The 20,594-nt window shown below is 65.7% G+C and carries 17 protein-coding genes; 7 read left to right on the top strand and 10 right to left on the bottom strand.

The window, feature by feature from the left end:
- The first annotated feature begins 196 nt into the window (after nucleotides 1–196).
- Nucleotides 197–751, top strand: a complete 555-nt coding sequence (locus CLM60_RS10905) for a tetratricopeptide repeat protein (protein ID WP_095589167.1) — start codon at nucleotides 197–199, stop codon at nucleotides 749–751.
- On the opposite strand, the gene prfB is transcribed toward CLM60_RS10905, so the two are convergent.
- The gene (prfB, locus tag CLM60_RS10900; protein ID WP_095589166.1) at nucleotides 748–1,875 is read right to left on the bottom strand and encodes a peptide chain release factor 2; all 1,128 of its coding nucleotides are present in this window, start codon (nucleotides 1,873–1,875) and stop codon (nucleotides 748–750) included. The genes CLM60_RS10905 and prfB overlap by 4 nt on opposite strands.
- Before the next feature lie 66 nt (nucleotides 1,876–1,941).
- Nucleotides 1,942–4,494, bottom strand: a complete 2,553-nt coding sequence (locus CLM60_RS10895; protein ID WP_095589354.1) for a penicillin-binding protein 1A — start codon at nucleotides 4,492–4,494, stop codon at nucleotides 1,942–1,944.
- Between the two features lie 154 nt (nucleotides 4,495–4,648).
- Here CLM60_RS10895 and CLM60_RS10890 point away from each other — a divergent pair, with 154 nt between their 5' ends.
- A complete protein-coding gene (locus tag CLM60_RS10890; RefSeq protein WP_095589165.1) occupies nucleotides 4,649–5,251 on the top strand; it encodes a class I SAM-dependent methyltransferase in 603 nt (200 codons plus the stop codon).
- On the opposite strand, the gene CLM60_RS10885 is transcribed toward CLM60_RS10890, so the two are convergent.
- Both CLM60_RS10885 and CLM60_RS10880 read right to left on the bottom strand, forming a co-directional pair.
- Nucleotides 5,241–6,464 carry an N-acetylmuramoyl-L-alanine amidase gene (locus tag CLM60_RS10885; protein WP_095589164.1) on the bottom strand — a complete coding sequence of 408 codons (1,224 nt, stop codon included), beginning with the start codon at nucleotides 6,462–6,464 and terminating at the stop codon, nucleotides 5,241–5,243. The two genes, CLM60_RS10890 and CLM60_RS10885, sit on opposite strands and share 11 nt — an antisense overlap.
- A gap of 64 nt (nucleotides 6,465–6,528) precedes the next feature.
- Complete coding sequence (locus CLM60_RS10880) at nucleotides 6,529–7,674, bottom strand: pyridoxal phosphate-dependent aminotransferase (RefSeq protein WP_095589163.1); 1,146 nt, start codon at nucleotides 7,672–7,674, stop codon at nucleotides 6,529–6,531.
- 59 nt (nucleotides 7,675–7,733) lie between these two features.
- Between CLM60_RS10880 and CLM60_RS10875 the strand changes: the two genes are divergently transcribed.
- The 3 genes from CLM60_RS10875 to CLM60_RS10865 all read left to right on the top strand — a co-directional run bounded on the left by CLM60_RS10875 (nucleotide 7,734) and on the right by CLM60_RS10865 (nucleotide 10,511).
- Entirely contained in the window at nucleotides 7,734–9,077 is a 1,344-nt protein-coding gene (locus CLM60_RS10875; RefSeq protein ID WP_095589162.1) for a M48 family metalloprotease, read from the top strand.
- 5 nt (nucleotides 9,078–9,082) lie between these two features.
- Nucleotides 9,083–9,832: a DsbA family protein gene (locus tag CLM60_RS10870; protein ID WP_095589353.1), complete on the top strand. Its 750-nt coding sequence runs from the start codon at nucleotides 9,083–9,085 to the stop codon at nucleotides 9,830–9,832.
- 292 nt (nucleotides 9,833–10,124) lie between these two features.
- On the top strand, nucleotides 10,125–10,511 hold the full coding sequence (locus tag CLM60_RS10865; RefSeq protein ID WP_141246495.1) for a hypothetical protein: 387 nt from the start codon (nucleotides 10,125–10,127) through the stop codon (nucleotides 10,509–10,511).
- Nucleotides 10,512–10,518: 7 nt separating this feature from the next.
- Here CLM60_RS10865 and ispG read toward each other — a convergent pair whose 3' ends face one another.
- The 4 genes from ispG to CLM60_RS10845 all read right to left on the bottom strand — a co-directional run bounded on the left by ispG (nucleotide 10,519) and on the right by CLM60_RS10845 (nucleotide 15,107).
- Complete coding sequence (ispG, locus tag CLM60_RS10860; RefSeq protein ID WP_095589160.1) at nucleotides 10,519–11,646, bottom strand: flavodoxin-dependent (E)-4-hydroxy-3-methylbut-2-enyl-diphosphate synthase; 1,128 nt, start codon at nucleotides 11,644–11,646, stop codon at nucleotides 10,519–10,521.
- Nucleotides 11,647–11,722: 76 nt separating this feature from the next.
- Nucleotides 11,723–12,937, bottom strand: a complete 1,215-nt coding sequence (locus tag CLM60_RS10855; RefSeq protein ID WP_095589159.1) for a helix-turn-helix domain-containing protein — start codon at nucleotides 12,935–12,937, stop codon at nucleotides 11,723–11,725.
- Between the two features lie 119 nt (nucleotides 12,938–13,056).
- Nucleotides 13,057–14,280 (bottom strand): 5-aminolevulinate synthase, encoded by a 1,224-nt coding sequence (gene hemA, locus CLM60_RS10850; protein WP_095589158.1) that lies wholly within the window; start codon nucleotides 14,278–14,280, stop codon nucleotides 13,057–13,059.
- A gap of 251 nt (nucleotides 14,281–14,531) precedes the next feature.
- The gene (locus CLM60_RS10845; RefSeq protein WP_095589157.1) at nucleotides 14,532–15,107 is read right to left on the bottom strand and encodes a 5-aminolevulic acid synthase; all 576 of its coding nucleotides are present in this window, start codon (nucleotides 15,105–15,107) and stop codon (nucleotides 14,532–14,534) included.
- A 117-nt stretch (nucleotides 15,108–15,224) separates the two neighbouring features.
- Here CLM60_RS10845 and CLM60_RS10840 point away from each other — a divergent pair, with 117 nt between their 5' ends.
- Nucleotides 15,225–16,598, top strand: coding sequence for a M20/M25/M40 family metallo-hydrolase (locus CLM60_RS10840; protein ID WP_095589156.1), 1,374 nt, complete (start codon nucleotides 15,225–15,227; stop codon nucleotides 16,596–16,598).
- 7 nt (nucleotides 16,599–16,605) lie between these two features.
- Nucleotides 16,606–17,802 carry an APC family permease gene (locus CLM60_RS10835; RefSeq protein WP_095589155.1) on the top strand — a complete coding sequence of 399 codons (1,197 nt, stop codon included), beginning with the start codon at nucleotides 16,606–16,608 and terminating at the stop codon, nucleotides 17,800–17,802.
- Between the two features lie 40 nt (nucleotides 17,803–17,842).
- Here CLM60_RS10835 and CLM60_RS10830 read toward each other — a convergent pair whose 3' ends face one another.
- Nucleotides 17,843–19,372 carry an alkaline phosphatase D family protein gene (locus tag CLM60_RS10830; protein WP_095589154.1) on the bottom strand — a complete coding sequence of 510 codons (1,530 nt, stop codon included), beginning with the start codon at nucleotides 19,370–19,372 and terminating at the stop codon, nucleotides 17,843–17,845.
- Nucleotides 19,373–19,528: 156 nt separating this feature from the next.
- Complete coding sequence (locus CLM60_RS10825; protein WP_095589153.1) at nucleotides 19,529–20,500, bottom strand: MBL fold metallo-hydrolase; 972 nt, start codon at nucleotides 20,498–20,500, stop codon at nucleotides 19,529–19,531.
- Between the last annotated feature and the right edge of the window lie 94 nt (nucleotides 20,501–20,594).

Genomic DNA, 20,594 nt, shown 5'->3' with positions numbered 1-20,594 from the left:
ATGTGCTTTCACCATTCCCGAAGGATGCGCGCGGCAGGCAGCACGGACCGGCCCCCACCATGCAATCCCGACAGAAAATGTCAACATCGGCGGACAGAAAGCCGTGCCCAAGCGCCTATGGTGCATGACATACGACCATCGTGGCGATGATCGGGATGCGCCGGCATGGTATCCTGCACCAACGGGAGGATACATCATGCGCTGTTCACGCCTTGCTTTCCTGGCGATTCTGGCCGCGGGCGCGGCGATTGCCGAGCCCACACAAACGGTCGAGGATGACGATGGCATCCTGAACCCCCAGGATACCGGGGTCGAGATGCTGACCCGCAAGATCGAGATGGGTGTGATCGACTCGGTCACCTGTTCGCTAGGGATCAACGCCACCAAATACCATGACCACAAGCTTGCGCGCGAGCTGACCCGGCGCTGTGCCGAGGCGGGCTATACCAAGGCGATGACCTGGATGAGCCAGCTGGAAAACAACGGGATGGGCGGCGATTACGACCCCGATGCATCGGCGGAATGGGACCGCCGCGCGGCCGAGGCCGGCGATCCGGTGGGGCGCTTCAACTATGGTCTGGACCTGATGCGTGGCCACGGCGTGGCCAGGGACGAGGCGCTGGGGCGGCAAATGGTCGATCAGGCGGCCAAGGACGGTCTGGCCATCGCCAAGCGCCTGCAAGGGGCCGATTACGACCTGGACGAGGTGACGCCCGACGCCGACAACTGGAAATACGGGAACTTCTATTAAGCGTCGCCCTGAGCCTCGGCGCGGCTTTTACCGGCAACGTCCAGTGCCAGCGTGGCGGCCATGAACTGGTCCAGATCGCCGTCCAGAACGCCCTTGGTATCGCTGGTTTCCACGTTGGTGCGCAGGTCCTTGACCATCTGATAGGGCTGCAACACGTATGACCGGATCTGGTTGCCCCAGCCCGCGTCGCCCTTGGCCTCGTGTGCGGCGTTGATATCGGCGGTGCGGCGGTCCAGTTCCAGTTGATAAAGCCGCGATTTCAGCGCCTTCATGGCGATATCGCGGTTCTGGTGCTGTGACTTTTCGGAACTGGTCACCACGATGCCGGTCGGGTGGTGGGTGATCCGCACGGCCGAATCCGTGGTGTTCACGTGCTGACCGCCCGCGCCCGAGGACCGATAGGTGTCGATGCGGATATCGGCGGGATTTACCTCGATCTCGATATTGTCGTCGACCACCGGATAGACCCAGACCGAACAGAACGACGTGTGCCGCTTGGCCGCCGAGTCAAAGGGCGAAATCCGCACCAGCCGGTGCACGCCGCTTTCCGATTTCAACCAGCCATAGGCGTTGTGGCCCGAAATCTTGTAGGCGGCGGATTTGATCCCAGCCTCGTCGCCCGCGCTTTCCGATTGCAGCTCGACCTTGTAGCCGTGCTGCTCGGCCCAGCGGACATACATCCGCGCCAGCATCGATGCCCAGTCGCAGCTTTCGGTGCCGCCGGCGCCCGCGTTGATCTCAAGGAAGGTGTCGTTGGCGTCCGCCTCGCCATCCAGCAGCGCCTCGAGCTCTTTCTGCGCGGCCTTTTCCCGCAGCGTCTTCAACGCGCCCTCGGCCTCGGTCACGACCTCGGCGTCGTCTTCCATCTCGCCCAGTTCGATCAGGTCGACATTGTCCTGAAGGTCCTGCGAGATGGATTGATAGGTGTCGATCGCATCGACCAGCGCCTGACGCTCGCGCATCAGCTTCTGCGCCTTGTCGGGGTCGTTCCACAGGTCCGGATCCTCGGACATGGCGTTGAATTCTTCCAGCCGATGCTCGGCGGTGTCCCAGTCCATGCGCTGCGCCAGCAGGTCCAGCGACTTGCGGATCTCTTCGACAATATTCTGCGTCTCGGCGCGCATGGGGTGACCTTCGGTTCGGTGGCGTTCAGATGGCGGTGATAGCCCGTCCGCAGGGGACGGGCAAGGTCAGTAAAGACCGCCGGAACTGAGCGTGCCGAAGCTGGCCTTGGGCCCCACGGTGGCCTTTTTCCCGGTCGAGGTGGTGACGGTCGTACCCTCGTCGCTTTCGCCACGGCCAAAGAGCGGCAGGTTGGCGCCCATGGCAAAACCGCCGTCGATCAGCGCGCCCAGGCCAAAGATCGGCTCTTCGCCGTCGCGGAAATACTCCGCCACCACGTGATCGCCGGAGGCGTCATTGGGCAGGCGGGCGCCGGAATAGCGGTCGATCTTGATGAAGTGGCCGCCCGGCGGAATGCGGAATTCGCCACCGCCATGGGTCTTGACCGCCGCGTTCATGAACCGGTTGAAGACCGGGCCGCACATCCCCCCGCCCGAGGCACCGCGCCCCAGCGTGCGCGGCTGGTCATAGCCGATATAGCAGCCCGTCACGATATTGCTGGTAAAGCCCACGAACCACACATCCTTGGCGTCGTTGGTGGTGCCGGTCTTGCCCGCGGTGGGCACCGGCAGATTGACGTATTTCGACGCCGTGCCGCGTTCGACCACGCCGCGCATCATCGATGTCAGCTGATAGGCGGTGATGGCGTTGATCACCCGTTCGCGGTCATTGACGATCTTCAGCCCCTGCCCGGCAGGCAGGCTGTCGGCATCGCAATCGACGCATTGGCGCCGGTCATGGCGATAGACGGTGCCGCCCCAGCGGTCCTGCACCCGGTCGACCAGCGTGGGCTCGACCCGCTCGCCGCCATTGGCAAACATCGCATAGGCCGCGACCATCTTGAACAGCGTGGTTTCCTGGCTGCCGAGCGCGTTCGACAGGAACGGGTTCATTCGGTCATAGACGCCGAATTCCTCGGCATAGCCCGCGACCGTGTCCATGCCGATTTCCTGGGCCAGCCGCACGGTCATCAGGTTCCGCGACCGTTCGATGCCCGTCCGCAGCGGCGTCGGGCCATAAAACTGGTTCGACGCGTTCTTGGGCCGCCAGATCCCCTCGCCCGTCTCAACCTCGATCGGGGCGTCGATCACGATGGTGGCCGGCGTAAAGCCCGAATCCAGCGCCGCGGCATAAACGAAGGGCTTGAAGCTCGACCCCGGCTGCCGCGTGGCCTGGGTGGCGCGGTTGAACACCGAATGCTGGTACGAGAACCCGCCCTGCATCGCCAGAACCCGGCCCGAATTCACATCCATCGCCATGAAGCCGCCCTGAACCTGGGGCACCTGCCGCAGGGTCCAGCGGATGAAGCTGCCATCGTCGTCACGGGTCATCTGGCGCACATGCACCACATCGCCGACCTCCAGCAGGTCCTCGGCGCCCTTGGCGCGCGGGCCAAGCTTGCCGTCCTCCAGCCGCTTGCGCGCCCAGGTCACGTCATTGGGCGGGATCCAGTGGCCGTCTTCATCCTCGGCCACGCCCTCGATCCCGATGCGCGCGTGTCCCTTGGACAGTTCCAGCACCACGGCGGGATGCCAGCGGGCGATATCGCGCGCCACGCGGACATTGCCCAGGGCGCTGCGCCAGCTGTCCTCGTCGGCCAGCGCCTCGGCCGGGATGGTCTTGCCGGTGCCGCGCCAGACGCCCTGCCCCCGGTCGAAGCTTTCCAGCCCTTCGCGCAGCGACGCGGCGGCCTCTTCCTGAAGCGCGCGGTCGATGGTCGCGCGAATCGCAAGGCCGCCGTCAAAGAACTCGTCCTCGCCGAAATCGCGGCTCAGCTGGCGGCGGATCTCGTCGGTGAAATAGCTGCGCGGCGGCAGGGTCGATTTATAGCTGGGATAATCGCCGTTCTGCACCGTGCGCAGCGGCGCGTCCTTGGCCGCGTCGTATTCTTCGCGGGTGATGAAGCCGTTTTCCAGCATCTCGCGCAGCACGAAGGCGCGGCGGTCCAGCGCCCGGGCCTGCGCGCGGACCGGGTGGTAGGTCGACGGCGCCTTGGGCAGGACCGCAAGATAGGCGGCCTCTTCGATGTTCAGCTCATAGAGCGTCTTGTTGAAATAGGTCTGCGCCGCCGCAGCCACGCCATAGGAGTTCTGGCCCAGGAAGATCTCGTTCAGGTAAAGCGCCAGGATCTCGTCCTTGCTCAGCGCCTTTTCCACCCGCGCGGCCAGAATCAGTTCCTTGATCTTGCGCTCGCCCGTGCGGTCCGAGCTGAGCAGGAAGTTCTTCATCACCTGCTGGGTGATGGTCGAGGCCCCGCGCAGGTTCTCGCCCCGGCTCTTGATCGCGTCCAGGGCGGCGGCGATCATGCCGCGCGGATCGTAGCCCGCGTGGGAATAGAAATTCTTGTCCTCGGCCGAAATGAAGGCCTGTTTCACAAGATCGGGGATCTCGTCGGGGGGGGTGTAAAGGCGGCGTTCATTGGCGAATTCGTCGATCACCTGCCCCTCGCCGGAATAGATGCGGCTGATCGTCTTGGGCGCATAGCGCGCCAGTTCCTCGTGATCGGGCAGATCCCGGCCATAGATCCAGAACACCGCGCCAATGGCGATGGCGGCCAGAACGGCCCCGATGGTCAGAAAGCTGAACACCGTTCCGAAAAACGACAAAATGAACCTGGTCACGCGACGCCCCCGCATTTGGATGCGCTCTATATAGGGTGCGCGCTGCCCCGGGTCAAAAGCCGTGATCAATCGCATCGGCCAAAATGCGCCGCCTGCACGGGGGGTGCGAAATTAACCGCTTGCGGCGGCCCCGGCACGCGGCTAGCGATGCCGCATGCAGCCAGAAGACATCCTTGCCACATACGACCAGGTCGCGCGCGAATTCGCCCGCAGCCGGGACAAGACCCTGTTCGAACGCGCCTGGCTGGACCGGCTGCTGGCCCATGCGCCGGGGCGGCGGGTGCTGGATCTGGGCTGTGGCCCCGGCCTGCCGATTGCGCGCTATCTGAGCGACCGGCGCGCCAGCGTGACGGGCGTGGATGGCGCGGCCGCGATGATCGAGCTTTTTGCCGAAAACCTGCCACGGGCCGAGGCGATCTTTGCCGATATGCGCGGGCTGTCGCTGAACCGCGAATTCGATGCGGTCATCGCCTGGAACAGCTTTTTCCACCTGTCGCCCGACGATCAGGTGGCGATGTTCCCGGTCTTTGCCGCCCATGCCGCACCGCGTGCGGTGCTGATGTTCACCACCGGCGATGCGGCGGGCACGCCCGTGGGCCAGGTGGCGGGCAAGCCGGTCTATCACGCCAGCCTGGATCCGCGCGAATATCGCGGGCTGCTGGAAAAGCACGGGTTCGAGCTGATCAGCTTCACCCCGCGCGATCCCACCTGCAACGGCCATTCGGTCTGGCTGGCCCGACGCGCGCCTACTGTCTGAGCAGATCGGCCTGCGCCGCGTCGTCGATGGCCCAGCGTTCCAGCGCCACCCGAATGCCGCGCGCCGCCCGCCCCCGCCACGCGGCCGAGGCGATGTTTTCCAGATCGCGCGGGCTGGACAGAAAGCCCAGCTCGATCAGGACGGATGGGAAATCCGGCGCCTTCAGCACCGAAAACCCGGCGCGCTGGCGCGGGCGCTTGTGCATGCGGCCGATCTCGGATTTCAGCCCGGCCGCCAGCGCATCGGCCAGCGCATCCGATCGCGGCGCGGTATCCAGCCGCGCAAGGTCCATCAGCACGCCCGCGATCACATCGTCCTGGCCGCTCAGGTCCACGCCTGCCAGAAGCTCCTGTCGGTCATGGCGTTCCGCCAACCGGGCCGAGGCCGCGTCCGAGGCCTTGTCAGACAGGGTATAGATCGTGGCGCCGCTGGCCTGCCCCTCGGTCAGGCTGTCGGCATGCAGCGACAGCATCAGGTCGGCATCGGCGGCATGCGCGATGGAAATCCGCGCCTCGAGCGGGACGAAGTAATCAGCGTCGCGTGTCAGGACCACCTCCATCCCCGCGCGGCGCAGCTCGTCGCGCAGCTCGCGCGCGAAACGCAGCATCAGATCGGCCTCGCGCAGGCCGCCCTGTTCCGCGCCCGGATCGATGCCGCCATGGCCGGGGTCCAGTACCACGCGCAGCGGGCGGGTGCCGTCCTGGCGCGTGCGCGGCTGGCTCAGCTCTGCCGCATCGGGCAGCGCCCAAAGCGCCTTTTCCGCCGGGCTGATGCGGCGGGCGAATTCCGCCGCGTCGACCGGCGCCAGCACCAGCGTCAGCCGCGCCGTGTTGTCGCCGGGATCGCGCCCCATGGTGCTGCTGGTCACCACCATCGGCTGGGCCAGTTCCAGCACCATCCGCGACCAGCCGGGCCGCACCGCGCCGGTGGCGATGGCCGCGATCCGGTCGGTGTGCAGAAGCGCGGCGGGACGGATGCCGGACCAGTTGGCCTCGTTGAAATCGACCACCAGCCGGGCGGGGTCGTCCACCAGCCGCAGGCGATAGGGCACGGGCTGGCTCAGATCCAGATCGACCTGCACGCCGCCGCGCCGGATCTCGGTCACGCCGGGGCTGTCGGGCGACACGCGGGCCAGCGCAGAAAGCTCCTCGGCCCCGGCCGGACGCAGCGCCAGACAGGCCAGTATCAGGAAGATGCGGATCAGACTGCTCATGTCGCGCCCGTATGTGGTTTTGCCGCGAAGATAGCCCAGCCGCGCGCGGTTGAACAGGCGCGGCTCAGGCCGCGCGGGCGGACATGAACCGCGCCAGCCGCGCCAGCCCCTCGACGATATCCTCGGTCGCGCGGGCATAGGAAAAGCGCAGCGTCCCGGCCCCGCGTTCGGGGTCGAAATCCAGCCCCGGCGTCACCGCCACCCCGGCGTGCTCCAGAATCTCGGCCGCAAAGGCGCGGCTGTCATCGGTCAGGTCCGACACATCGGCATAGACATAAAACGCCCCGTCAGGCGGCGCGATCCGGGTGAAGCCCGCCTTGGGCAACCCCGCCAGCATCAGCGCCCGGTTGCGGCGATAGACATCCATGTTGCCCTGCAATTCCGCGTCGCAATCCAGCGCGGCCAGCGCGGCCACCTGGCTGACATGGGGCGGGCAGATGAACATGTTCTGCGCCAGCCGTTCGATCCGTCGCACATGGTCTTCGGGCACGACCATCCAGCCGATGCGCCAGCCGGTCATGCTGAAATACTTGGAAAACGAGTTGATCACGTAGACATCGTCGCTGATTTCCAGCGCGGTCACGGCTTTGCGCTCGTATTCGATGCCGTGATAGATCTCGTCACTGATGAACGCGGTGCCCTGCGCCGCGCAGGCGTCGATCAGCGCGGCCAGCGCGGGTTTGTCCAGCATGGTGCCCGACGGGTTCGCGGGCGAGGCGACCATCAGCCCGGCCAGATCCCCGGGCAGATCGGCGGGCACCGGCTGCAACCGGTGCGCATCGCTGCATTCGATCATCACCGGGCGCAGATCCTGCGACTTCAGGATCTGGCGATAAGACGGATAGCCCGGCGCGCCGATCCCCACCCGGTCGCCGGTGTCGAAAAGCGCGGCAAAGGCCAGCAGGAACCCCGCCGACGACCCCGCCGTGACCACCACCCGTTCGGGGTTCAGATCGACGCCGTACCAATCGGCATAAAGCCGCGCAATCCGCGCCCGCAGTTCCGGCAGTCCAAGTGCAACGGTATAGCCCAGCGGATCGCCCGCCATGGCGGCCGCCACGGCATCGCGCGCGCCTTGTGGCGCAGGGGTTCCGGGCTGTCCGACCTCCATGTGGATGATGTGGCGGCCAGCGGCCTCGGCGCGGCGCGCGGCCTCCATCACATCCATCACAATGAAGGCATCAACCTCGCTCCGCCTTGAACTCCGCATCCAACTCTCCCAGACTGCGCGCAATGAGGGCTTTGTTTCAGCGTGGCGGCGGGACGTCAATGGCCGGTGGATGCCTGCCCCCCCTGCGTCGTCTGGCGCTGGTGGTGGTGCTGTTGCTGGGCGCGTTTCAGGCCCAGGCACAGACCCTGATCCGCGACGCCGAGATCGAAAGCGCCCTGCGCCGTCTGGCCGCGCCCATCGCCACCGCGGCGGGGCTGAACGCCAACCGTATGCGCGTGCTGGTGCTGAACGACAGCAGCCTGAACGCCTTTGTCGTCGACAACCAGACGATCTTTCTGCATTCCGGATTGGTGCTGAAAATGACCAGCTCGGCCCAATTGCAGGCGGTGATGGCGCACGAGATGGCCCATATCGCCAATGGTCACATCACCCGCCGCCGTGCCAATCTGCGCAACACCGGATCGGCCGCCGCGCTGGGGGTGCTGCTGTCGGCGGCCGTCGCCGCGACCGGCAATTCCAAGGCCGCCGCCGGTCTGGCCATCGGCTCGTCCTCCAGCGCGCAGCGCCTGTTCTTCGCCCATACCCGGGCCGAGGAAAGCTCGGCCGATCAGGCCGGCCTGCGCTATATGGCGCGCGCCAATATCCCGCCCGAGGCGATGGTCGAGGTGCTGGACCTGTTCCGCGGGCAAGAGGCGCTGTCGGCGGGCCGCCAGGACCCCTATGTCCGCACCCACCCGCTGACCAATGACCGGTTGCGCGCGGTCAAGGGTTTTGCCGCCGGTCAGGCCGCCCGGGGCGGCGACCGCGCGTCCGAGGATTACTGGTTCGCCCGCGCGCGCGGCAAGCTCGAGGCGTTCCTGCGCAACCCGGCCCAGACCCTGCGCAAGGTCGGCAAATCCGACACCTCGGACATCGCGCTGATGCGCCGCGCCGTCGCCTATCACCGCCGCCCCGATACCGACGCCGCCCTGCGCGAGATCGACCGTTTGCTGGCCAAACGCCCGCAGGACCCGTTCGTGCACGAGCTGAAGGGCCAGATCCTGCTGGAATCGCGCAATTTCGGCGCCGCCGTCAATGCCTATGGCCGGGCCGTCAACCTGGCCCCGTCCGAGCCGCTGATCGCCGCGGGCTATGGCCGGGCGCTCTTGGCGCTGAAGACCAAGGATGGCGACCGCCGGGCGCTGGCGGCGCTGACCCAGGCGCGGGCGCGTGACCCCTATGACCCCAGCCTGCTGCGCGATCTGGCGGTCGCCTATGCGCGGGCCGGACAGAACGGCATGGCCTCGCTTGTGACATCGGAACGCTATGCCCTGAACGGGCGGCTTGGCGATGCCGCCGTCCATGCCAAACGCGCCGCGGGGCTGCTGCCGCGCGGATCTGCCGGGTGGAACCGCGCCCAGGATGTGTTAGCTGCGGCCAAGGTCGCGCAAAAACGGAGATGAATCGGATGTTTCGCAAAACCCTGACCGGCGCGCTATGCGCCACCGCCCTGGCCCTGCCCGCCGCCGCCTTCGATCCCGGCGCCATGACCGATGCCGAACGCCAGGCCTTCCGCGACGAGGTGCGGGCCTATCTGCTGGAAAACCCCGAGGTCCTGCAAGAGGCCATCGCCGTGCTGCAACAGCGCGAGGCCGATGCCGAAGCGGTCGAGGATCTGTCGCTGGTCAAGGCCAATACCGACGATTTGTTCAGCGACGGCCATTCCTGGGTCGGCGGCAATCCGGATGGCGACGTGACCATCGTGGAGTTCATCGACTATCGCTGCGGCTATTGCCGCAAGGCCCATGACGAGGTCGCCGAGCTGGTCGCAAGCGACGGCAATATCCGCCTGATCGTCAAGGAGTTCCCGATCCTGGGCGAGGATTCCACGATCTCGTCCCGCTTCGCCATCGCCACCAAGCAACTGGCGGGCGACGCGGCCTATAAGACCGTCCATGACGAGCTGATCACCCTGCGCGGGCGCCCCAACCCCAACAATCTGGAGAAGCTGGCCAACAAGCACGGGCTGGACGGCGCCGCCATCATCGCCCAGATGGCCGACCCCGCCGTCGACGCCGTGATCGCCGAAAACCACGCGCTGGGACAACGCATGCGCATCTCCGGCACGCCGACCTTCGTGGTGCAGGACCAGATGCTGCGCGGCTACCTGCCGCTGGCGGGCATGCGCGAAGTGGTCGAAGAGGTTCGGACGAACTGAGCGGAAGATATCGGCCCGGCGCGGCGAAGGGCGCCGCCGGGACCCGAACACCCGCGTCGAGGCGCGATAATAATCGACCTTCAACACGATCGACGGCCCAAAAATCGTCATAAAAACGTGCGTCACTTATCGGGCGATGGGTACAAGTCACGAAAATACTTTCAAGTTCAGAACCGAACTGAAGCTCCGGCACAGGGTCCTGATTGTTCTGACGCTGCCGTTCGTGGCGTTGACGGGGATGGTCCTGGGTTCGTTCTTGGACCTGTTTAGCCCCGATGCCCACGAACTTTTCATGTCTGTTCTTCAGGGGGACATGACCCGAATTGGCGACCTGTTTGGGTATTTCGTCATATTGAGCCTGTGTGTTGGCGTCACAGGCACACTTGTCATCGCCGGGCTGTATACCGCGCTTCTGAAACCGGATCATGTCGTCCACATCGATCCGGAACGCCGGATCTTGACGGTTCGGTATGATCTACCCTGGCGCAACTCGCGCTCTGTGGAATACCGGTTTGACCAGATCGAGGCCGTCGAACTGAAATACGACAGCGAGCAGAATGAAATCCTGCTGCGTCTGCCGGATCGCAGACGCCCCTTGACGTTGATGTCCATCTTCAGACCCTGGGCCGCAGAGACCAAGTTCAGGCACTTGAAAGAGATGGGCCTGCCAGTTCGGTAAGGCGGCCCTACTCCGCCGCTTCCGCCGCGGTTTCCGCATCGATCTGGGCGGCTTTCTTTTCGACCTCCGAGACGATGTGGTCGATCATCTGGTCGTTCGACATCTTGTGGCTGGCCTTGCCCGCCAGATAGACCATGCCGGACCCCGCGCCGCCGCCGGTGAAGCCGACATCGGTCATCAGCGCCTCGCCGGGGCCATTCACGACGCAGCCGATGATGCTGAGGCTCATGGGCGTCTTGATGTGTTCCAGCCGTTTTTCCAGCGCCTCGACCGTCTTGATCACGTCGAACCCCTGCCGCGCGCAGGAGGGGCACGAGATGATATTCACGCCGCGATGGCGCAGGCCCAGGGATTTCAGGATCTCGTAGCCGACCTTGACCTCTTCCACCGGGTCGGCGGACAGGCTGACGCGGATCGTGTCGCCGATGCCCATCCACAGCAGGTTGCCCAGCCCGATCGCGGATTTGATCGTGCCCGATGTCAGGCCCCCGGCCTCGGTAATGCCAAGGTGGATCGGGGCATCCGTCGCCTCGGCCAGGCCCTGATAGGCGGCCGCCGACAGGAACACGTCGGACGCTTTCACGCTGATCTTGTATTCGTGGAAATCGTTGTCTTCCAGGATGCGGATGTGATCCAGACCGCTTTCGATCATCGCCTCGGGGCACGGCTCGCCGTATTTCTCCAGCAGGTGCTTTTCCAGGCTGCCCGCGTTCACGCCGATGCGGATCGAACAGCCATGATCGCGGGCCGCGGCGATGACCTCGCGCACGCGCTCGGGGCTGCCGATATTGCCGGGGTTGATCCGCAGGCAGGCAGCGCCGGCCTCAGCCGCCTCGATCCCGCGGCGGTAATGGAAATGGATGTCGGCGACGATGGGCACCGGGCTTTCGGCGACGATCTCTTTCAGCGCCTTGGCGCTGGCCTCGTCCGGAACCGAGACGCGGACGATATCGGCGCCCGCCTCGGCGCAGGCCTGAACCTGGGCGATGGTGGCGGCGATATCGGTGGTGACCGTGTTGGTCATCGTCTGGACAGAGATCGGCGCATCCCCGCCCACGGGCACATTGCCCACATGGATCATGCGGCTTTTGCGGCGGTCGATATTGCGCCAGGGGCGGACGGGATTGTGCGACATGGGTTCGGCCCGGTTGTCAGAAGGTTCCCCCGCTAGATAATCCAGCCCGGCGCCGCTGACAACGCGCGGGCGCGGATTATTCGGTGGGGGGCTGCGTCCATTGCGCCTGAAGCTCGGCCACGGCGGTGGCCAGATCCTGATCGGCGGTCAGGTCGGCCACGGTGTACCCCTGTTTCAGGCTGTCGGCCGCCAGGGTCACGTTCTTGACCACCTGCGCGCCCGGCGCGGCGGGGCCATAGGTTTCGCCATTCACCGCGAAATAGACCGAGCCGGAATTGCCCGCCCGCAGGATCGGCGGTTCCTCGGTCGCGGGCACGACATAGCTTTCGCCCGCATCCAGGATCTTTTCGAACAGCACCGTGCCATCGGCGCTGCGCACCCGAACCCAGGCCGGGCGCAGGGCGAAAACCACAACCTCGGGCGCGGCATCGGCCAGCACCCTGACCGGGCTTTCGGCTGCCTCGACCTCGACCGGGTCCAACTCGGCGGTCTGCACGGGCCGGGCCGGTTGCGGCGGCGGGGCCAAGATGCCCACGGTTTCGGGACGCAGGACCGAGATCGGGCCATCGCGCGCCTCGAGCACGGGCACATCCAGCGCCTGCGGGCGATAGAGCCGGTCCAGCGCCTCGGGCGTGGCGGCGGCGACCAGGTTGGTGCCCGACGCGTCCTCGGCCACTGGCGCGGTGGCCTGGTTCAGCGGGTCAAGCTCGGCCACCACATCGGGGGCCTGTTCGATGGGCGCCATGCGCACCTTCTGAATTTCCTTCAGCGCCGACCAACCGCCATAGCCCAGCGCGCCCATCAGCGCGACCAGCACCAGCGACGAGCCGATCGCACCGGGCTGGATACGCGCCAGCAGCGCCTCGCCCTGCGGCACGAAGCTGATATTGGGATTGACCAGCGGATCACCGGATTTCCCGGCGGGTTTCTGCGATTTGGCCGCGGCCTTGGGCCCCGAGGCCACCGGCGACATGCCGTGCACGGTGGCAAACTGCCCCTCGCGGCAGAATTGCTGATAGGCCCATTCCGGGTCCAGCCCCAGATACCGGGCATAGGACCGCACATAGCCCGCAACGAAACCGGGTGTCTCGAACGCGGTCGGATCGGCGTTTTCGATGGCGGCGATATAGGTGGCCTTGATCTTCAGCTCGCGCTGCACATCCAGCAGCGACTTGCCCAAGGTGGCACGCTCGCCGCGCATGATATCGCCCAGGCGCAACTCAAACGAGTCGAACCCGCGCGGTTCTTCTGAATTCTCCGCCTCGACAGGCGGCTGTTTGCGCCCGATCATTGCTCTGCCCCAAGCATCACGGTTGTTGTCCCCACCACAAAAGTGAGCGATTCTTTATAACGCAGCACTCACCGAGACTTTATTAACATAGGGCTGTGGAAATTGCACCCGTCCGCGTATCAGGCGGAAAGTTCAGCACGATTCAGCGCACAATGCGACCAAAGCGCGTCCATGGCGTTCACCAGACGGTCCATTTCATCCGGCCCGTGCACCGGCGACGGGGTGAAGCGCAGACGCTCTGTCCCGCGGGGCACGGTGGGGAAATTGATCGGCTGGACATAGATGCCATAGCCATCCAGCAGCATGTCCGACAGCTGCTTGGTATGCACCGGATCGCCCACGATCACCGGGACGATATGGCTGCCGTGGTCGATGATCGGCAGGCCCATCCCCTTGAGCCGCAGCTTCAGGATACGCGCCTGGGTCTGTTGCTGGTCGCGCAGGCCCTGATCGGTCTTCAGGTGCCGGACCGACGCCGCAGCCCCCGCCGCCACCGCTGGCGGCAGCGATGTGGTAAAGATGAAGCCCGGCGCATAAGACCTGATGGCGTCACACATTTTCGCGCTGGCGGCGACATAGCCACCCATCACACCATAGGCCTTGGCCAGGGTGCCGTTGATCATGTCGATGCGGTGCATCAGCCGGTCACGTTCGGCCACACCCGCGCCGCGGGGGCCGTACATGCCCACGGCGTGAACCTCGTCGATATAGGTCAGCGCGCCGAATTCGTCGGCCAGATCGCAGAACGCCTCGATCGGGCCGAAATCGCCATCCATGGAATAGATCGATTCGAACGCGATCAGCTTCGGCGCGGCGGGATCGTCGGCCTGAAGCAGTTCACGCAGGTGATCCAGATCGTTGTGCCGGAAGATCCGCTTGGCCCCGCCATTGCGGCGGATGCCTTCGATCATCGAGGCATGGTTCAGCTCGTCGGAATAGATGATCAGGCCGGGAAACAGCTTGGGCAGGGTGCTGAGCGTTGCGTCATTGGCGATATAGGCGCTGGTGAACAGCAGCGCGGCCTCTTTCCCGTGCAGGTCGGCCAGCTCGGCCTCGAGCCGCTTGTGGTAAACCGTGGTGCCCGAGATGTTGCGCGTGCCGCCCGATCCCGCGCCGGTGGCGTCCAGCGCCTCGTGCATGGCGGCCAGGACGACGGGGTGCTGCCCCATGCCCAGATAATCGTTGCCGCACCACACGGTGATGTCCTGTTCGGTGCCGTCGGGCCGCGTCCAGACCGCATGCGGGAAGGCCCCGTTGCGCCGTTCGATATCGATGAAGGTGCGATAGCGCCCCTCTTCGTGAAGACGGTTCAGTGCTGCATCCAGTCCCGCTGTGTAATCCACCCCGGCTCTCCCATTTGGGTATGCATGGCGGACGGGCCGACATGCGTTTCCTAACTCCATTCTCTCACACCGGCGCGTCTTGGGGCAACCGTGCAAAAGTCCTGTTAATCCCGCGTTTCCGTGTTTTGCACCAAATGCGGCGCCAAGAAAACGGAAAATGCTGCCACATCTTGTCGCGCCACGGTGGGCGGTTTCGATGTGATAACGCATCAGGCGGGCGGTTTATTTGATTTCGCGCAAGTTTGCCGGGCCTAATCGGCCACCACCACCGCGCAATCGCCCGCCCCGGCCTGTGCGGCGCAGCTTGCCACCGCCTGTGCGCCGGCATCCGCCCCGCCCGCGATGGCCCATTTCCCGGTCGTGGGTGAAATCGCCAGCGCGCGGGTCTTGCCCGCCTTGCGGTACGATTTGGCCAGCGCCGTCGTCGCATCGGTGCTCAGCTGCAGCGGGCGCGCCTGCCAGCCCTTGGGCCGGATCTGGGCCACCACGACACAGGGCCGCCCCTTGGCCTTGCGCCGCGCATTGCAGCCCTGCAACGCGAAGGCCGCCGCCGCGTCGACATCGTGGAAATTCGCCGCCGCCACCGATGCCTCGGATGCCAGCCCCTCGTCCGGGGCAATCGCCACCGCGCCGTAATAGGGTTGCGCCTGGGCGATCTGTTCCAGGATCGCGCGGTCGGCATCGGACAGCACGTCGGTGTCGGTGACCGCGACCTCGGCCGTGCCGGGTTTGAACATCTGCTTGGCGGCCGCCTTGCCCGACAGCGGCTGGGCAAGCGCGCCCGTGCCCATCAACAACAGGCTTCCCAGGAAAATCAGCGGTTTCATGACACCTCTCACAACGGATTTGCGCATGTTCTAGCGCCCTGTCCGGATTCCCGCCACCCCCACTGGACAGGGCGGTCTGGGCTGCTACCGTCCCCGCAAGTTCAAAAGGAGCCCCAGATGAGTCTCGACGCCGTACTTGCCCAAATCGATGCCGACCTGCCCGCCGCGACCGAACGGCTGTGCGAGCTGCTGCGCATCCCGTCGATTTCCACCGACCCCGCCTTCGCGGGCGATTGCGAGACGGCGGCGGACTGGCTGGTGGCGGATCTGGCGGATATGGGGTTCGACGCATCCAAGCGCCGCACGCCGGGCCATCCGATGGTGATCGCCCATGCCGACGGCCCGGGCCCGCATGTGATGTTCTATGGCCATTACGACGTGCAGCCGGTCGATCCCCTGGACCTGTGGGATCGCGACCCGTTCGACCCGGCCATCGAGGAAACCCCGAACGGCAAGGTGATCCGCGCGCGCGGTGCCTCGGATGACAAGGGGCAGCTGATGACCTTTGTCGAGGCCTGCCGCGCCTGGAAGGCGGTGCATGGCACCCTGCCCGCCAGAATCTCGTTGTTTTTCGAGGGGGAAGAAGAATCCGGCTCCCCGTCCCTTGTCCCCTTCATGAAGGAAAACGCCGAAGAGCTGACATCCGACATCGCGCTGATCTGCGACACCGGCCTGTTCGAAAGCCGCACGCCCGCCATCGTGACCATGCTGCGCGGCTTGCTGGGCGAGGAGATCACCGTCACCGGCCCCAGCAAGGACCTGCATTCGGGCATGTATGGCGGCCTGGCGATGAACCCCGCCCGGGCGCTGGCGCGCGCGATTGCGGCGCTGCATGACGATCAGGGGCGGATTACCGTGCCGGGCTTTTACGATGACGTGCCGGAACTGGACCCCGCCATCGCCGATCAATGGCAGGCGCTGAATTTCGACGCAGGGCGCTTCCTGGGCGATGTCGGCCTGTCCATCCCCGCGGGCGAGGCCGGCCGCACCCCGCTGGAGATGATCTGGTCGCGCCCCACCTGTGAGGTCAATGGCATGTGGTCGGGCTATACCGGCGACGGGTTCAAGACCGTGCTGCCCAGCCAGGCCCATGCCAAGATCAGCTTCCGCCTGGTCGGCCAACAGGACCCGCACAAGCTGCGCGAAAGCTTCCGCGCCTATTTCACCAGCCTGCTGCCCGAAGATTGCAAGGTCGAATTCAGGCCCCACGGCGCCTCGCCCGCCGGGCAGATGTCGATCACCGACCCCGCGTTCGAAAAGGCGCGCGGCGCGCTCAGCGATGAATGGCCCGATGCGGCGGCCTATGTCGGCTGTGGCGGGTCGATCCCGATTGCGGGTTATTTCAAGAATATCCTGGGCGTCGATGCGATGCTGATCGGCTTCGGCAAGGACGATGACCAGATCCATTCCCCGAACGAGAAATACGACCTGGAAAGCTTTCACAAGGGCATCCGCAGCTGGGCGCGTGTGCTGGACGCATTGAGCCGCTGACGCGCCGATGCTGAACGCGGCGATCCTGCTGGCGGCGCTGGCGGTGGGCGCGGTGCTGATGTGGCCGCGCCTGTCGGGGGCGCCGCTGTGGCGGGCGACGGTCACGCCGCTGGCCTCGATCATCGGCAGCGGGTTCCTGGTGCTGGGGCCGATCCTGGAACAGGCCTATGGGGTCTATGCCCCGCTGGCGATGGCGGGCCTGTGCCTTGTGGCCTATGGGTTCGGCGGCGCGATCCGCTACAACATCGCCGCCATCGACCGGATGGGCGAGGCCGCGCGCCCCGCCCCGGTGCGGCATCTGGAACGCGCGGCGTCCTGGGCGCTGGCGCTGGCCTATGTGATCTCGGTCGCCTATTACCTGAACCTTTTCGGCGCGTTCGGCGTCAGCCTGACCGCGGTCGACGATCAGTTCCACGCCCGGCTGCTGACCAGCGCGGTCTTTGCGCTGCTGCTGGCGGTGGGCTGGACCCACGGGTTCCGCGCGCTGGAACGGCTGGAGGAGGTCTCGGTCGGGCTGAAGCTGTCGATCATCGCGGGCCTGTTGGTCGGGCTGGGCTGGCACATGGCGGCGCGTGTCACCGATGGCGGGCCGGTGATCAACACGCCCCAGACCACCGGCATCGCCGCGCTGACGCTGGGCTTTGGCCTGATCGTCACCGTACAGGGGTTCGAGACCGCGCGTTATCTGGGCGCGAGCTATCCCGCGCCGCTGCGGATCACCGCGATGCGGCTGGCGCAATTTCTGTCCACGGCGATCTACATGACCTATATCCTGCTGATCGCCTATGCGTTCGAGCGTGACAGCTTCGCCCTGACCGAGACCGCGATCATCCAGGTGATGCAGATCGTGGCGCCGGTGCTGCCCGGCCTGTTGGTGGCCGCCGCGCTCAGCGCACAGTTCAGCGCCGCGGTGGCCGATACCGGCGGCGCGGGCGGGCTGATCAGGGAACTGAGCCACAAGCGGATCAGCGAACGCGTGGCCTATGCCGTTCTGATGGGGATCGGCGTTGCGCTGACATGGCAGGCGGATGTGTTCGCGATCATCAACTATGCCTCGCGCGCGTTTGCGTTCTATTACGCGCTGCAATCGGGGATCGCCGCGCTGACCGCGCGGGCCGAGGGGGACACCGCCAAGACGGTGCTGTTCGCCGCGTTGGGCGCGCTGGGTCTGGCGATCACCCTGTTCGGCACCCCGGTCGAATGACGCCGCGCCCCGGCACGGGGCACGGCGCGGGTTTGCGGGATCAGGCCGGTTCGATCTCGGTCGACCACAGGACCGCATCGGCGCTGTCCATCAGGCTGACGGTCATCACGCCGGTATCTGCGGCGATGTCGACCTTGCCAAAGAACTGATAGCCGTCCGACGGCGGCAGGTTCACGCCCATCGCGTCGGTCGGGTGCTTGGCGAACACGACCTCGGGGCCGAAGGTGTTGTCGTAATCGTTCGGGCCGAACGTGCCGGCGTGCAGCGGGCCCGACACGAATTCCCAGAACGGGTCGAAATCCTGGAACTGCGCGCGATCGGGGCTGTAGTGATGGGCGGCGGTATAGTGCACATCCGCCGTCAGCCAGACGGTGTTGGTGACGCCCGCGTGTTTGATAAAGGACAGAAGCTCGGCAATGTCGAACTCGCGCCCCAGCACCGGGCCATCGCCATTGGCCATGTTTTCGAACGCGCTGTCGCCGTCGCGCACAATCATGCCAATGGGCATGTCGGCGGCGATGACCTTCCACGTGGCGGTCGAGGCGGTCAGTTCCCGCTTCAGCCACGCCAGCTGTTCGGCCCCCAGAAACGCCGCGCCCTCGGGCTGGTCATTGGCCGAATTGTCGCCGCGATAGGTCCGCATGTCGATGAAGAACATGTCCAGCAGCGGGCCATAGGCGACCTTGCGATAGACCCGGTTCGGCTCGGTCAGGTTGGCGCGGATCGGGTACATCTCGTGGAAGGCGCGGGCCGAGCGGGCAAAAAGCTTGCGCGCCGATTTCTCGGTATAGCGGTCATCGGCCGACAGCATCTCGTCGGGATACCAGTTGTTGGTGACCTCGTGATCGTCCCACTGGTACAACACCGGCACGGCGGCGTTGAAGGCACGCACGTTCTTGTCCAGCATGTTATAGAGATACTGCGCGCGGTATTCCTGCAGCGTCTCGGCGACCTTGGTCTTTTCCTCGACCATCACGTTTTTCCAGATCGAGCCGTCTTTCAGTTCGACCTCGGGCTGCAGCGGGCCGTCGGCATAGATCGTGTCGCCGGAATGGATCATGAAATCGGGGTTGTGCCCGGCCATCGCGGCATAGGTGGTCATGCCGCCGCGATCCTCGTCGATGCCCCAGCCCTGACCGGCGGTGTCGCCCGACCAGACGAAGCTGATATCGCGCAAGCCGCCCGGCGCGGTGCGGAAATGCCCGGTGACAGGCTCCGACGCGGTGCCGTCGCCCAGATCGTTCATGGTAACGCGGAAAAAGATGTCCTGATCCGACGGCAGGCCGGAAAGCGCCATCTTGCCGGTGTAATCGGTCGCCTGTCCCACGCTCAGCGATTGCACCTTGTGCGGGTTGGCGAAGCTTTCGGTGGTGGCCCATTCGACCATCATGTCAGCCTCGCGGTCGGCACGCGCCCAGATGACGGCGCCGTCATGGGCGACATCGCCCGACTGGACGCCATGGGTCAGCACGGGGCGGCTGGCGGCACGGCTGAGGCCCGGCATGAAAAGCGACGAGGCGATGGCGGCCGAACCGGCCAGTGCCTGACGGCGGGAAATCTTGATTGGCATGGAAATGCTCCGCTGTTGGGTGTTTGCAGGGCGGAGCTAGGCGAGTCGCGCGACAGCTCATTTGCCGCCGCGCGAAGTTTTCGTGATGTTTTCACGACAGGCACCGGGGCCGGGAACAGGGGCGCCTGACCGCCCCTGCCCCGTGCCCTGCGGCGGTCAGAGCGTGAAGCGCCACGGGGCCTGTTGGAACCGGTATGCATCGCCTGCGCGCATCACCTGACCGAAGCCGGGGAAATCCAGATGCGCACCGGTGACCGACAGCCCGTCGGCGGCAGCCATGTCCAGCATCCGCGCGCGGGTCTGCTTGACCATGGCCGGATCGGTGTCGAACGCGATGGTGATCTCGGGATGGGTGAATTGCAGCCCGGTCAGATGGATCACATCGCCCCAGAACAGCAGCGCGTCGTCGCCCGAGGACAGCAGGTATCCGGTATGGCCCGGCGTGTGCCCCGGCAGGGGCATGGTCGACAGACCCGCGCCCAGATCGACCTCGCCATCGAACAGTTTCAGCCGGTTGGCATAGGGCGCGGTGGTGTTGCGCGCGGCCTGAAAGAACGCCGCTGCGCCTTCGCCCGCCGCGGCCATCATCGCGTCGTCATGCCAGAAATCCCATTCGGTCTGCGCCACGACCAGCTCGGCATTGGGGAACATCGCCTGGCCGGACCCGTCCAGCAGCCCGCCCACATGGTCGACATGCAGGTGCGTCAGCACCACCAGGTCGATATCGGCGGGCGCCACGCCAGCGGCTTTCAGGTTGGCCGCCAGGCTGCCCAGCGTCGGCCCGAACAGCGACGCCGCGCCGGTATCCAGCAGCACCAGCCGGTCGCCGGTGTTGATCAGATATCCGTTGACCGGGATCCTCAGCCCCTTGTCCAATGTCTTGTAGCCATTACTGGAAAACGCCGCGTCAACCTCGTCACTGTCGAACCGCGACAGAAGTTGCGTGGCCACATCCACATAGCCGTCAAGCAGCGCGGTCACCTCGGCCTGGCCCACAAGGGTGCGGTGGATGCCGGCGGTCTGAACGCCGGCCAGCGGCGCCTTGGCCCGGGCGGTGCTGGCGCCAAGAAGACCGGCCAGCGGCAGGCTGGCGCCGGCGGTCAGAAAATGTCTGCGGGAAAGTGTCATTTTGATCTCCTGTTGCGGGAGCACGGGGAAAATGTGCGTGTTCCGGATATTGCCGGGAAAAACGGGCTGGAAAAGCCAAGCAATCGTGATACCT

Origin of the sequence: Actibacterium ureilyticum (assembly GCF_002285435.1) — a bacterium.
Classification (GTDB): domain Bacteria; phylum Pseudomonadota; class Alphaproteobacteria; order Rhodobacterales; family Rhodobacteraceae; genus Actibacterium_C; species Actibacterium_C ureilyticum.
Note: the sequence above shows the minus strand (reverse complement) of the source record. Positions and strands in the feature narration are given on the sequence as shown.

What these genes read in the sequence shown, in the direction of transcription:
- CLM60_RS10890 (WP_095589165.1), top strand. Translation starts at nt 4,649, where the DNA reads ATGCAGCCAGAAGACATCCTTGCCACATACGACCAGGTCGCGCGCGAA.
- CLM60_RS10905 (WP_095589167.1), top strand. Translation starts at nt 197, where the DNA reads ATGCGCTGTTCACGCCTTGCTTTCCTGGCGATTCTGGCCGCGGGCGCG.
- prfB (WP_095589166.1), bottom strand. Translation starts at nt 1,875, where the DNA reads ATGCGCGCCGAGACGCAGAATATTGTCGAAGAGATCCGCAAGTCGCTG.
- CLM60_RS10845 (WP_095589157.1), bottom strand. Translation starts at nt 15,107, where the DNA reads ATGAAACCGCTGATTTTCCTGGGAAGCCTGTTGTTGATGGGCACGGGC.
- CLM60_RS10830 (WP_095589154.1), bottom strand. Translation starts at nt 19,372, where the DNA reads ATGCCAATCAAGATTTCCCGCCGTCAGGCACTGGCCGGTTCGGCCGCC.
- CLM60_RS10880 (WP_095589163.1), bottom strand. Translation starts at nt 7,674, where the DNA reads ATGCGGAGTTCAAGGCGGAGCGAGGTTGATGCCTTCATTGTGATGGAT.
- CLM60_RS10870 (WP_095589353.1), top strand. Translation starts at nt 9,083, where the DNA reads ATGTTTCGCAAAACCCTGACCGGCGCGCTATGCGCCACCGCCCTGGCC.
- CLM60_RS10875 (WP_095589162.1), top strand. Translation starts at nt 7,734, where the DNA reads ATGGCCGGTGGATGCCTGCCCCCCCTGCGTCGTCTGGCGCTGGTGGTG.
- CLM60_RS10885 (WP_095589164.1), bottom strand. Translation starts at nt 6,464, where the DNA reads ATGAGCAGTCTGATCCGCATCTTCCTGATACTGGCCTGTCTGGCGCTG.
- CLM60_RS10825 (WP_095589153.1), bottom strand. Translation starts at nt 20,500, where the DNA reads ATGACACTTTCCCGCAGACATTTTCTGACCGCCGGCGCCAGCCTGCCG.
- ispG (WP_095589160.1), bottom strand. Translation starts at nt 11,646, where the DNA reads ATGTCGCACAATCCCGTCCGCCCCTGGCGCAATATCGACCGCCGCAAA.
- CLM60_RS10835 (WP_095589155.1), top strand. Translation starts at nt 16,606, where the DNA reads ATGCTGAACGCGGCGATCCTGCTGGCGGCGCTGGCGGTGGGCGCGGTG.
- CLM60_RS10855 (WP_095589159.1), bottom strand. Translation starts at nt 12,937, where the DNA reads ATGATCGGGCGCAAACAGCCGCCTGTCGAGGCGGAGAATTCAGAAGAA.
- CLM60_RS10840 (WP_095589156.1), top strand. Translation starts at nt 15,225, where the DNA reads ATGAGTCTCGACGCCGTACTTGCCCAAATCGATGCCGACCTGCCCGCC.
- CLM60_RS10865 (WP_141246495.1), top strand. Translation starts at nt 10,125, where the DNA reads ATGTCTGTTCTTCAGGGGGACATGACCCGAATTGGCGACCTGTTTGGG.